Raw genomic sequence first — 11598 nt, 5'->3', positions numbered from 1 at the left:
CCGGTTGCGGCGCGCTTCGACAAGACCACCAGACATGTTCAAGCAACTGTGGGCCACCAAGCACCCGCACGCCGCCCATGAAGACGCCAACGGCCTGAGCCTGCGCCGCCACCTCGGCCCCTGGGGCCTGACCGCCCTGGGCATCGGCGCGGTGATCGGCGGCGGCATCTTCGTCATCACCGGCCAGGCCGCCGCCAACCACGCCGGCCCGGCGATCATGCTGTCGTTCGTGCTGGCCGCCATCTGCTGCGCTTTCTGCGCGCTGGCCTACGCCGAGTTCGCCTCGATGGTGCCGGTTTCCGGCAGCGCCTACACCTACACCTATGCCACCTTCGGCGAGCTCTCGGCCTGGTTCATCGGCTGGATGCTGGTGCTTGAATACGGCGTCTCCGCCTCGGCGGTCGCGGTCAGCTGGACCGGCTATTTCCTCAGTCTGCTCAGCCAGTTCGACATCCATCTCCCTGCCGCGCTGGTCAGTGCGCCACTGGACGCACAGCTGCGCCCGACCGGCGCGATCGCCAACCTGCCTGCTGCGGCCCTGGTGCTGCTGCTGACCTGGCTGTGCTACGTCGGCATCAGCAAGTCCTCGGCGATGAACATGACGATGGTCGTGCTCAAGACCGGCCTGATCGTGCTGGTCATCGTGGTCGGCTGGAAATACGTGGACACCAGCAACTGGACCCCGTTCATCCCGGCCAACGAAGGCCCCGGCAAGTACGGCATGGAAGGCGTGCTGCGCGGCGCGGCGATGGTGTTCTTCGCCTACATCGGCTTCGAGGCAGTGTCGGTGGCGGCGCAGGAATCGAAGAACCCGCAGCGCGACATGCCGATCGGCATGATGCTGTCACTGGTGGTCTGCACCGTGCTGTACATCGCGATGGCCGCGGTGATGACCGGCCTGGTGCCGTTCCAGCTGCTGGGCACCGACGAGCCGGTAGTGACCGCGGTGGCCGCGCATCCGCAGCTGGGTTGGCTGCGCTGGGTGGTCGAGGTCGGCGCGCTGGTCGGCCTGTCCTCCGTGGTGCTGGTGATGATCATCGGCCAGCCGCGCATCTTCATGATCATGGGCCGCGACGGCCTGCTACCACCGGTGTTCACCAAGATCCACCCCAAGTACCGGACCCCGCACATCAACACCGTGATCACCGGCATCGGCATCGCGCTGCTGGCGGCGCTGTTCCCGCTGGACATCCTGGGCGAGCTGACCTCGATGGGCACGCTGATCGCGTTTGCCGCCGTGTGTGCCGGCGTGCTGATCCTGCGCCGTACCCAGCCGGACCTGCCGCGCCCGTTCCGCATGCCGATGGCCTGGCTGATCTGCAGCCTGGGCGTGCTGAGCTGCCTGGCGCTGCTGTCGGCGATGACGATGCACAACTGGATGCTGATGGGGGTCTGGACGTTCGTCGGTTTCGTGATCTATTTCTGCTACGGGTTCCGGCACAGCCGTTTGCGGGGCAAGTAAGGGGTTGTTTTGCAGGGCCTGCGGCCCTGCACCCGCCGGAGCAACGGCAAGAGCGGGTGTGTTGGTTTGGCGGGGAGGCATGGGTACGCGGGGGACGCCGCAAGTACGTCCCTGTAGGCTTGGCAGCCGCATCCATGCGGCTGACTGATCTGGCCCCCCGTCAGCGGACGCCAAGAAGCGATACTTTGATCGCACTTGGAGGTCCCTTATGTCCCGTCTCACCCGTCGTAGCTACACCGATGAGTTCAAGCACCAAGCCGTGGAGTTGGCCGAGTCGCTCGGGCCTGCCGCAGCGGCCCGTCAGCTAGAGATGTCGGTCAAGACGCTGGCAAATTGGCTTGACGCGGTCCGTGCTGGCCGGTCGTTGACCTCTGAGGCTCGCAGGCCGGCCACCGATCTGGAAAGCGAGATCAGCCGCCTTCGGGCCGAGAACGCCAATCTGAAGATGGAGCGGGAAATCCTAAAAAAAGCGGCGGCGTTCTTTGCCAGAGAGTCCAAGTGAGGTACGCCTTCGTCGCCAGTCAAAGGACTCACTACCCGACTAGGTTGTTGTGTCGGGTTCTTGGAGTTTCTATCTCTGGATTCCATGACTACCTGCGCCGGCAGTGTGCCCAAACGTGCGATGTCGATTCGGCCCTCCGTACCGAGCTTCGGGCCATTCATGTGACCAGCAAGCGCAGTTATGGGCGACGTCGGCTGGTCGAGGCCTTACGAGCCAGGAATCACCCGGTCGGCCACAAGCGCGTGGCACGGCTAATGGCCCAGGAGCGAATCCAGGGCAAGACCAAAGGCCGATCTCGACCCAAGTCCTCCGGCGGCTCATCTCAGCTCGCCCCCAACCTGCTGGATCGGCAATTTGCCCCCGGAACCGGACCGACGGCGTGGGTCGGGGATATCACGTATGTCCCCACCCGTCAGGGATGGCTGCATCTGGCCGTGGTCATCAGCGTCCAGACCCGGCAGGTGCTGGGCTACAGCGTTTCCAAGCGCCTGACTGAAGAGCTGGTGGTGAAAGCATTTGCCAATGCTTGGGCTCTGCATCCACAACGACCCGGCCTGATCTTCCATTCAGATCGTGGTGGGCAGTACTGGGGGAACCAGTTTCGCCAGCTGCTGCAGTCCCATGACGTGGTCCAAAGCATGAGCCGGCCTGGCAATTGCTGGGACAACGCGGTGGCCGAGAGCTTCTTTGCGACGCTCAAGACAGAAGAGGCTGCCGAGCCTTACGCCAGTAGGGAACAAGCCAGCCAATCCATCGCTGCTTACATCCACGGCTTCTATAATCCAGCCCGGCTACACTCGGCGCTGGGCTATCGCTCGCCTAACAACTACGCCCGGCAGCTCCCGGCTGTCGCATGAAACGGCTTCATGGCGTCCGTTTTCAGGGGGCCAGATCAGACACCCCCGCGAACCCATGCCTCCCCACCCCTGACAGTCTCCCGGAGTATCCGGTAGATCCACGCCATGCGTGGATGAATTCATCCGGGAAATGAATTTTCTCTGGTCGATGAATCCTCTGTAGAGCGGAGCCATGCTCCGCTGCGAGCAAGCGCAGCGCCGCGACCCGCTTTTCGCTCTTCCTTCTTCACTCCGTGGCTGGCGCGCACGGAAACTGTCCATGGCCGGTCGGGTGGGCTGTGAAGGGGTGTCCGCGGCATGGATGCCGCGGCCAAGCCCCATGGACGGGTTCACGGCGTCCCCTGCGCAGCCCACCCGACCGGCCAACCCACGGAATCTGCTTCTGAGACCCGCCACGAGGGGCTCAGCCGTTGGCCGAATCCAGTAAAATCACCCGCATGAACGCCCCCACCTTCCCGTACGACACCGCCCGCCTGGGCGAACTGGCCCAGCTGCTGATCGACAACGTCCGCGAGCTGGCCCAGGCCGGCTGGACCCCCGCCACCAGCAGCAACTTCTCGCACCGCCTGGACGACCGCCACGCCGCGATCACCGTCTCCGGCAAGGACAAGGGCCGCCTGATCGAGGACGACATCATGGTGGTGGACTTCGACGGCAAGGCCGTCGGCCGCCCGCTGCGTCCGTCCGCCGAAACCCTGCTGCACACCCAGCTGTACCGCCGCTTCCCGGAAATCGGCTGCGTGCTGCACACCCATTCGCCGGTGCAGACCATCGCCTCGCGCCTGTACGCGCCGCAGGGCCATGTGCACCTGGAGGGCTACGAGCTGCTGAAGGCCTTCGCCGGCAACAGCACCCATGAAATGGCCGTGGACGTACCGGTGTTCGCCAACACCCAGGACATGGACGTGCTGTCGGCCCAGGTCGACGACCTGCTCGACCGGCAGAACCTGTGGGGCTACCTGATCGATGGCCACGGGCTGTACGCCTGGGGCCGCGACATGGCCGAGGCCCGCCGTCACCTGGAGGCCTTCGAGTTCCTGTTCCACTGCGAGCTGGAACTGCGCAAGCTGCGCGGCTGAACCCACGCGCAGGTGCAGATGCCGATCCGGAATCTGCGCCCCGCCCCCGCCCTGCTACCCTGTCTTCCCCCCGAGACGTTCAAGCTGCCGCCATGAGCCGACTGCGCATCTACGACGACACCCGCCCCGAATCGCCGCTGCTGGACACCCAGGACGGCGCACGCATCGCTGCCGAGCTGAAGCAGATCGGCGTCACCTTCGAACGCTGGCAGGCCACTGCCCCGGTCGCGCCCGGCGCCAGCCAAGATGAAGTGTTCGCCGCCTACCGCGCCGACATCGACCGCCTGGTCGCCGAGCGCGGCTTCAAGAGCGTGGATGTGGCCTCGATCGCCCCGGATAACCCGAACCGCGCCGAGCTGCGCAAGAAGTTCCTCGACGAACACTTCCACAAGGAAGACGAAGTGCGCTTCTTTGTCGCCGGCTCCGGCCTGTTCACCCTGCACGTGGAAGACAAGGTCTACGAGATCGAGTGCGTGAAGGACGACCTGATCGCCGTGCCCGATGGCACCACGCATTGGTTCGACATGGGCGATGAACCCAGCTTCGTGGCGATCCGCTTCTTCACCGAGCCGGATGGCTGGGTCGGTCACTTCACCGGCACCGACATCGCACAGAAGTTCCCCCGTTACGTACCCACCCAGGCATCCTGATCCATGCAGCCCCGCGTCATCCTGACCGATATCGAAGGCACCACCAGCAGCATCTCGTTCGTCAAGAACGTGCTGTTCCCCTATGCGCGCCAGGCGCTGCCCGGCTTCGTCGCCGAACACGGCCAGGAGCCGGACGTGCGCCGCTGGCTGGATGCGGTGGCCACCGAGATCGGGGGTGCCTGCCAGGACAGCCTGGTGGTCGAAACGCTGCAGGGCTGGATCGACCAGGACCGCAAGCACACTGCGCTGAAGGCCCTGCAGGGCCGGATCTGGGATGCCGGTTACCGCCGTGGTGACTACACCGCGCACTTCTACCCGGAAGTGGCGGCAGTGCTGAAGGGCTGGCACGCCTCGGGCCTGCCGCTCTACGTGTACTCCTCCGGCTCGGTGCCGGCGCAGAAGCTGTTCTTCGGCTTCAGCGATGCCGGCGACCTCAGCCCGCTGGTGTCGGGCTGGTTCGATACCGAAGTCGGCGGCAAGCGTGAGGCCGACAGCTACCGCCGCATCGTGCAGGCGATCGGCGTACCGGCCGGCGAGATCCTGTTCCTGTCGGATGTGGTCGAAGAGCTGGACGCCGCCCGTGAAGCCGGCCTGCAGACCCGCCTGATCGACCGCCTGGACGACTACCCGCTGCCGCGCACCGGCCAGGCTGCCAACGGCCATGAGCGGGTCGAGAACTTCCAGCAGATCCAGCTGTGAAGCGACGGGTAGATGCCAACCTTGGTTGGCACCTACCAAAGCGGGATACCCCTCAACGATCGTTGAGGGTCTTCACCTTCAGCGCGTCGCGCAGGTTCGTCAGGTCCACCGGGCCACGCACCGCGATGTCGCGCGTCTCGCCCGGCAGCAGGTCCAGCAGGTTGTCTTCCACCTGCACCTCCAGTGCACCGAAGTCGATCCACGCCGCACGTACATAGGCCGCGCTCTGCAGCCGCAGACGATAGTGGTCGCCTTCGATGGCGAGGGTCGCCTTCAGCTTCTGCCGCGGCAGCACCTGGTCCCTGGCTTCGACGAATCCGACCACCTGCCGCGCACTCACCGTGTCGTGCTGCAGCAGCTCGAACACCGCCACCGTACGCCTCGGGTCGGCACCGGCCAGCAGCTCCGCGTCGCGGAAATCACCGATCGAGGTAACACCTTCCGCCGCCAATGCGACCTCTTCCTCACGGCGGCGCAGCACCTTGCCCTCCACGTCCATCACCCGCAGCCGCCAACGCGCATCCTGCGCGGCGCCATCATTGATCAGGCGCACCCGCGTGCGGCCCTCGTCACGCAGCGCCGCCACGGTCACCGGCGCGAAGAAGCGCCGCGCGGCGAAATGCAGTGCCTTCCAGCGGCCAAAATAGTCCACGCTGGACCAGGAAGCGCCCGGCCAGACGTCGTTGAGCTGCCAGTACAGCGAGCCCATCGTGTACGGCCGCGAGGCGCGGTGATGCAACGCTGCCAGGGCGATGCCATCGGCCTGCATCACTTGGCTGAGGTAGACGAAGTCCTCGAAATCCTTCGGCGTGCCGTAGCCAAGTTCAATGTAGTGCAGCAGGCGACTGTTGCCCTCACCGGCCATGAACTTCTGGTGTGCGCGGATCACCGGGCTGTCGATGCGCTGTTCGGCACGGGTGGCGATCTGGTCCACCGTGGCCACCGATGGCCATGCCTGCAGACCGTACTCGGACATGAAGCGCGGCGTCTCCCGCAGGTAGGCCTGCACCGGCAGCGCCGGATTGCCCCACACCTGCCAGTAGTGCTTGTCGCCGCGGGTGGAATCGTTGGCCTTCTCGTCCAGATCATTGCTGGGCGAACTGGACCAGTACGGCACGCCAAGCCCTTCCTCGCCCACCACCGCGCGCAGATCGTTGCCGAACAGGCCCACGTAACCCTGCCAGACCTTCGCCGCGAACGCCGGATCGGCCGCCTTCAGGTCGCGGCCGTGGCCCCAGTCCTTCCAGGCGGTTTCTTCTTCGTTGTTGCCACACCACAGCACGATGCTGGGGTGATGGCGCAGCCGGCGCACGTTGTCGCGCGCCTCGGCGACCACGCTGGCGCGGAACGCCGGATCGTAACCCGGCTGCATGCCACCGCCGAACATGAAATCCTGCCAGACCAGCAGCCCCAGCTCGTCAGCGATGTCGAAGAACGCGTCGTCCTCGTAATAGCCGCCACCCCAGTTGCGCAGCATGTTCATGTTGGCATCACGCGCCGCCACCAGCACCTGGCGCAGGCGTGCGGCATCGACACGTGCGGGGAAGGCGTCGAACGGAATGACGTTGGCGCCCTTGGCGAAGATCGGCACGCCGTTGATGACGAAGGCAAAGCCCTGCCCGCCCTTGCCGTCTTCCTCACGGCGCAGTTCGACCGTGCGCAGGCCGATGCGCTGCTCACGGGCCAGCTCCGGCGTGCCACCATCGTCCAGGCGGGCCTGCACCGTGTAGCGGTCCTGCGCGCCGTGGCCGACTGGCCACCAGCGCTGCGGATCGGCCAGTTCAACCGGAACCTCGACGCTGTTCTGGCCGGGCGTCAGCAGCACCGTGCGCTGCACCTGGGCCACGCTGCGGCCCTGCGGATCCTGCACATCCACCTGCACCACGGCCGAGCCCGCCGCCGCGCCCTGCTCGACCTGCAGCAGCACCGCCAGCTTCGCCTGCTCGGCGCTCAATGCATCAGTGCGCACGGCCACATCGGTCAATCGATGCGTATCCCAGGCCTGCAGGTGGACACCGCGCCAGACGCCGGCGGTGACATAGCGCGGGCCCCAGTCCCAGCCGAAGTGGTAAGCCGGCTTGCGTGCGAAGTTGCCGACCATAGCGTCCTTCGGCTCGTCGCCATACGGCGACGGGTAGTTGCCGGCGATCTTGTGCGGCATTGCCTGCACGCCCGGCAACAGCGTGCGGATCGGCGAACGGAACACGATCTGCAGTTCATTGTCTTTCGCTCGCAGGCGGCCTTCGACCCGAGCGCGCCATGTGCGGTGTGCGTTGTCCGCGCGCAGCAGCGGCTTGCCGTTGAGCTCGACCTCGGCGTAGGTATCCAGGCCGTCGAAGCGCAGTTCGGCATTGGGCTTGGCCAGCGTCGCGGCATCCACGTCGAAGCGGGCGCGGTACTCCCAGTCCGCCAGGCCGATCCACTGCAGCTCGGCCTCCGGCGCGCCAACGTAGGGATCGCGGATCAGCGCGTGGGCCAGCAGGTCGGTGTGCACGCTGCCGGGCACCTGGGCCGCACGCCACTGCTGTAGACCGGGATGGGCCGCACCCTGCGCGTCGCCGGGCAGCATGCGGAATTCCCACTGCGCCTGCAGCGGGGCCGCCAGTGCAGGGAACGCGGAGACTGCGATCAGCAGCAGGAGCAGGCGGACAACGAGGGGAAGGCGATGCACGGGATGCTCCTGTTTTTCCGCCGGGCAGGGCCCGGCGCTACCTGCAATTCCAGTTCATGGCAGTGCCGGGCCATGCCCGGCGTACCAACCTCAACGCACCACGTTCAACACTTCGTAGCACGCGCCCATGGTGTGGTAATCCACCTTGCCAGCCGGGCTCTTCTCGTCGCTGTACTTGCGGTTGTCGGCATCGAGGATGCGGAACCAGGCGCCGTACTGGTGGTCGACGAAGTGCTCCCACGCGTACGCCCAGATGCGCTCGTACCACTGCCAGTAGCGGTCATCACCAGTGCGCTTGGCCATCAGCGCCGCGGTAGCCAGCGTTTCGGCCTGCACCCAGAAGTACTTGTCGTCGTCGCAGACGAAGCTGTCGCCACCGATCGGGGCGCCCTCCATGCCCGGCTGGCGGCGCGATTCCGGCGCGAAACCGTAGTAGAGGCCGCCACGCGACTCATCCCAGCTGCGGGCCACGGCCACATCGAACAGATGCTGCGCGGTCGACACCAGCCAGTCGGCCTGCACATGGCGGTCCAGGATCAGCAGCAGCTTGGCCCACTCGGTCTGGTGGCCCGGCTGGAAGCCCCATGGGCGGAACAGGTGCTTGGGGTCGTCCAGGTTGTAGTCCCAGTCGATCTCCCAGTTGGAATCGTAGTGCTCCCAGACCAGGCCACCGGCCTTGGCGGCCTGGCGGCGGGTCATGTTCTCGGCCAGTTGCAGCGCGCGTTCCACGTAGCGCTGCTCGCCACTGGCCTCGAACGCCGCCAGCATCGCCTCGCACATGTGCATGTTGGCGTTCTGGCCGCGGTAGCCGGTGAAGTTCCACTGGCCATCGGCCTCGTCCTTGTACAGGCCGTGCTGCGGCTCCCAGAAGCGCGCCTCGAGAAGCTGCCAGGTCTCGTCCATCCATGCGCGGGCCTGCTCGAGGCCGGCCTTCAGCGCACAACTGTAGGCCAGCAGCACGAACGCCACACCGTAGCAGTGGTTCATGTCGTCCTCGACCTTGCCGTCGCGCAGGGTCCAGGCGTAACCGCCAGTGGCCGGATTGCGATGCACCTCGCGCAGGTAGCGCACGCCGTGCTCGACGGCGTCGCGGTATTCGGCATTGCCGAACTCGCGGTAGGCCATCGCGTAGTTGAAGACAAAGCGCGTGCTGCTCACCAGGTGGCGGTGGCTGGCGTCGTAGATGCTGCCGTCATCACGGAAGTAGTGGAAGAAGCCGCCGTTCGGATCGATGCAGCGCGGGTGGTAGAACGCCATCGTGTCGGCGATATGCGCACGCAGGAACGCGGGTGAACGAAAATCGGGCGAGGGGCTCATGCGGTAATGTCCTGGGCCTGCAGCAGCTGCTGCACTTCATCGAGCGAGGGCATCGCGGCGAACGCGCCCTTGCGGGTAACAGCCAGCGCACCCACGGCGGCGCCAAAGCGCAGCGTGGCGGTGATCGCCTCCGGGTCCTGGCAGAACGCGGCGAAACCTGCACCGGCCCCGCCCCGCTCCAGCAGGCCGACCAGCACGCCACCGACGAAGGCATCGCCGGCGGCCGTGGTATCGACGGTGGCCACGCGGAAGCTGGTGACCGTGCCGTGGTTGCCGCGGGTATACCAGTGCAGCGTGGCCGCGCCATCGGTAACGATGACCCAGCGTGCCTGCGCCGCCAGCAGACGCTTCAGCACCACGGCCTCCCCATCGGCACCCAGCGGTGCCGCCAGGTAGTCCAGCTCCTCGCGCGACAGCTTGACCAGGTCGGCACGCTCCAGCGCCTGCCACAGGCGCGGCGTCGGGTCCTCGTTGGCCGGCCAGAGGGCCGGACGAAGATTGAGGTCGAGGCTGACCACCGCACCGGCGGCACGCGCGCGCTCCATGCCGGCGAAGGTCGCCTCGGCGATGGAGGGCTCGGTCAGGCTGTTGGAACAGACGTGGAAGCACTGCGCGCTGTCGAAGCAGGCGGCCTGGAAGTCACTGTCACGGAACAGCAGATCGGCGGCCGGCGGGCGGTAGAAACTGAAGCTGCGCTCGCCGCTGGCATCCAGCGCGACGAAGGCCAGCGCGGTCTTGGCCGCATCGGTACGCGCGATGTAATCCGTGCCAACGCCGTGTTCGACCAGGCTGTCAGCCAGGAAGTCACCGAACATGTCGCGGCCCAGCATGCCGACGAACTGGGTCGTCGCACCGAGGCGCGCTGCCGCCACTGCAACATTGGCCGGCGCACCACCGGCGTACTGCAGGAACGCGCGCGGCGTGTCGGCCGAAGCCGCCGGCTGCGCTAGTAGATCGATCAAAATTTCGCCGAAGCAAACGATGGAACCCATTCCGGACTCAGCCTCCCTGCGTTGCGGAAGCCGGCGTACGTGCGCCGACCAGTCCATAGAAGATGATGTAGCCGTAGCACAGCAGCGGCAGGATGAAGCTGGCCTGCACACCAATGTGGTCGGCCAGCACGCCCTGCAGGTACGGCACCACGGCACCGCCGACGATGGCCATGATCAGCAGGCTGGAGCCCTTGTTGGTCAGCGGGCCCAGGCGCTCGATGCTCAGCGCGAAGATGGTCGGGAACATGATGGAATTGAACAGGCCGATCGCCACCACCGAGTACAGCGCGATGTTGCCGGAGCTCAGCATGGTGGTGACCAGCAGCGCCACGTTGACCAGCGCGAAGATCGCCAGCAGTCGGCTCGGTGAGAAGCGAGCCAGCAGCGCGGAGCCGGCGAAGCGGCCGATCATCGCCATCGTCCAGTAGGCCGACACGTAGTGCGTGGCTTCCTGTTCGCTGAAGCCACCGATGTTGGGCATCGACAGGTAGTTGACCAGGAAGCTGCCGATTGACACTTCGGCGCCGACGTAGAAGAAGATGCCCAGCACGCCCAGCAGCAGGTGGCGCTTGCGCAGCGCATCCAGGTAGCTGTGGTGGTGGCCCTGGTCGGCCTGCTCGGTGGCGTCGCTCAGCGCCGGCAGGCGGAACAGGAACACGAACAGCGCCAGCAGCACCAGCGCCACGGCCAGGCCCACGTACGGACCCTGCACGGCCTGCGCCTCGGCGGCACGGTAGGCCAGCTGCTCGGCGGCCGGCAGCGCCGCGATGTCGTCAGCGCTCTTGACCGTGTTGGACAGGATCAGCATGCCGCCGAAGATCGGGGCGATGGCCGTGCCCAGCGAGTTCAGCGCCTGCGCCAGGGTCAGGCGGCTGGAGCTGGTCTGCTCCGGGCCCAGCAACGCGACGTAAGGATTGGCAGCGACCTGCAGCACGGTAATGCCGGTGGCCAGCACGAACAGTGCGCCGAGGAAGGCGCCATACACGCGCAGTTCCGCCGCCGGCCAGAAGCCCAGCGCGCCGATGCCGGCGATCACCAGGCCGGCCACGATGCCCTTCTTGTAACCCAGCGCCGCCACCAGCCGACCGGCCGGCAGCGACATCAGGAAATAGGTGCCGAAGAAGGTGAACTGCACCAGCATCGCCTTGGCGTAGTTCAGCTCGAACACCGCTTTCAAATGCGGGATCAGGATGTCATTGAGGCAGGTCAGGAAGCCCCACATGAAGAAGATCGTGGTGACCACGGCCAGCGCCTTGCCGTTGGTGACGGCAGGTGCGTTGCCCGAAGAACCCGATGGACGGGGCGTTGCGGAGATCGGCATGCGGTACGCGCCTCGATGCGCGGAAGGTCGTTGTTGCGTGGAAGGGGT

The 11598-nt window shown here is 66.2% G+C and carries 10 protein-coding genes; 6 read left to right on the top strand and 4 right to left on the bottom strand.

Translation table 11 applies throughout. The annotated features are described in order from the left end of the window. Positions 1 to 34 precede the first annotated feature (34 nt). The 6 genes from QP512_RS09300 to mtnC all read left to right on the top strand — a co-directional run bounded on the left by QP512_RS09300 (position 35) and on the right by mtnC (position 5249). Positions 35 to 1462 (top strand): amino acid permease, encoded by a 1428-nt coding sequence (locus tag QP512_RS09300; RefSeq protein WP_286071833.1) that lies wholly within the window; start codon positions 35 to 37, stop codon positions 1460 to 1462. 208 nt (positions 1463 to 1670) lie between these two features. Then, a complete protein-coding gene (locus QP512_RS09295; protein ID WP_286069090.1) occupies positions 1671 to 1964 on the top strand; it encodes a transposase in 294 nt (97 codons plus the stop codon). Continuing rightward, a complete protein-coding gene (locus QP512_RS09290) occupies positions 1961 to 2821 on the top strand; it encodes an IS3 family transposase (protein ID WP_286069091.1) in 861 nt (286 codons plus the stop codon). Before QP512_RS09295 ends, QP512_RS09290 begins: the two co-directional genes overlap by 4 nt. A gap of 437 nt (positions 2822 to 3258) precedes the next feature. Next, on the top strand, positions 3259 to 3900 hold the full coding sequence (locus QP512_RS09285) for a methylthioribulose 1-phosphate dehydratase (RefSeq protein ID WP_286071832.1): 642 nt from the start codon (positions 3259 to 3261) through the stop codon (positions 3898 to 3900). Positions 3901 to 3992: 92 nt separating this feature from the next. Next, positions 3993 to 4550 (top strand): acireductone dioxygenase, encoded by a 558-nt coding sequence (locus QP512_RS09280; protein ID WP_286071831.1) that lies wholly within the window; start codon positions 3993 to 3995, stop codon positions 4548 to 4550. Positions 4551 to 4553: 3 nt separating this feature from the next. After that, entirely contained in the window at positions 4554 to 5249 is a 696-nt protein-coding gene (mtnC, locus tag QP512_RS09275) for an acireductone synthase (RefSeq protein WP_286071830.1), read from the top strand. Positions 5250 to 5301: 52 nt separating this feature from the next. Here the strand turns inward: mtnC and QP512_RS09270 are convergent, their stop codons facing one another. The 4 genes from QP512_RS09270 to fucP form a co-directional block, all read right to left on the bottom strand. Next, positions 5302 to 7920 (bottom strand): glycoside hydrolase family 2 protein, encoded by a 2619-nt coding sequence (locus QP512_RS09270; protein WP_286071829.1) that lies wholly within the window; start codon positions 7918 to 7920, stop codon positions 5302 to 5304. 90 nt (positions 7921 to 8010) lie between these two features. Next, on the bottom strand, positions 8011 to 9237 hold the full coding sequence (locus QP512_RS09265) for an AGE family epimerase/isomerase (RefSeq protein ID WP_286071828.1): 1227 nt from the start codon (positions 9235 to 9237) through the stop codon (positions 8011 to 8013). After that, positions 9234 to 10229 carry a carbohydrate kinase gene (locus tag QP512_RS09260; protein ID WP_286071827.1) on the bottom strand — a complete coding sequence of 332 codons (996 nt, stop codon included), beginning with the start codon at positions 10227 to 10229 and terminating at the stop codon, positions 9234 to 9236. The genes QP512_RS09265 and QP512_RS09260 overlap by 4 nt, the downstream gene beginning before the upstream one ends. 7 nt (positions 10230 to 10236) lie before the next feature. Beyond that, positions 10237 to 11550 (bottom strand): L-fucose:H+ symporter permease, encoded by a 1314-nt coding sequence (gene fucP / locus QP512_RS09255; RefSeq protein ID WP_005416346.1) that lies wholly within the window; start codon positions 11548 to 11550, stop codon positions 10237 to 10239. Between the last annotated feature and the right edge of the window lie 48 nt (positions 11551 to 11598).

Source organism: Stenotrophomonas sp. 57 (assembly GCF_030291075.1).
Lineage (GTDB): Bacteria > Pseudomonadota > Gammaproteobacteria > Xanthomonadales > Xanthomonadaceae > Stenotrophomonas.
This window is presented reverse-complemented; position numbering and strand designations above follow the sequence as displayed.

Coding starts and splice junctions, on each gene's coding strand:
- QP512_RS09300 (WP_286071833.1), top strand. CDS start 35: ATGTTCAAGCAACTGTGGGCCACCAAGCACCCGCACGCCGCCCATGAA.
- QP512_RS09295 (WP_286069090.1), top strand. CDS start 1,671: ATGTCCCGTCTCACCCGTCGTAGCTACACCGATGAGTTCAAGCACCAA.
- QP512_RS09285 (WP_286071832.1), top strand. CDS start 3,259: ATGAACGCCCCCACCTTCCCGTACGACACCGCCCGCCTGGGCGAACTG.
- QP512_RS09280 (WP_286071831.1), top strand. CDS start 3,993: ATGAGCCGACTGCGCATCTACGACGACACCCGCCCCGAATCGCCGCTG.
- mtnC (WP_286071830.1), top strand. CDS start 4,554: ATGCAGCCCCGCGTCATCCTGACCGATATCGAAGGCACCACCAGCAGC.
- QP512_RS09265 (WP_286071828.1), bottom strand. CDS start 9,237: ATGAGCCCCTCGCCCGATTTTCGTTCACCCGCGTTCCTGCGTGCGCAT.
- QP512_RS09260 (WP_286071827.1), bottom strand. CDS start 10,229: ATGGGTTCCATCGTTTGCTTCGGCGAAATTTTGATCGATCTACTAGCG.
- fucP (WP_005416346.1), bottom strand. CDS start 11,550: ATGCCGATCTCCGCAACGCCCCGTCCATCGGGTTCTTCGGGCAACGCA.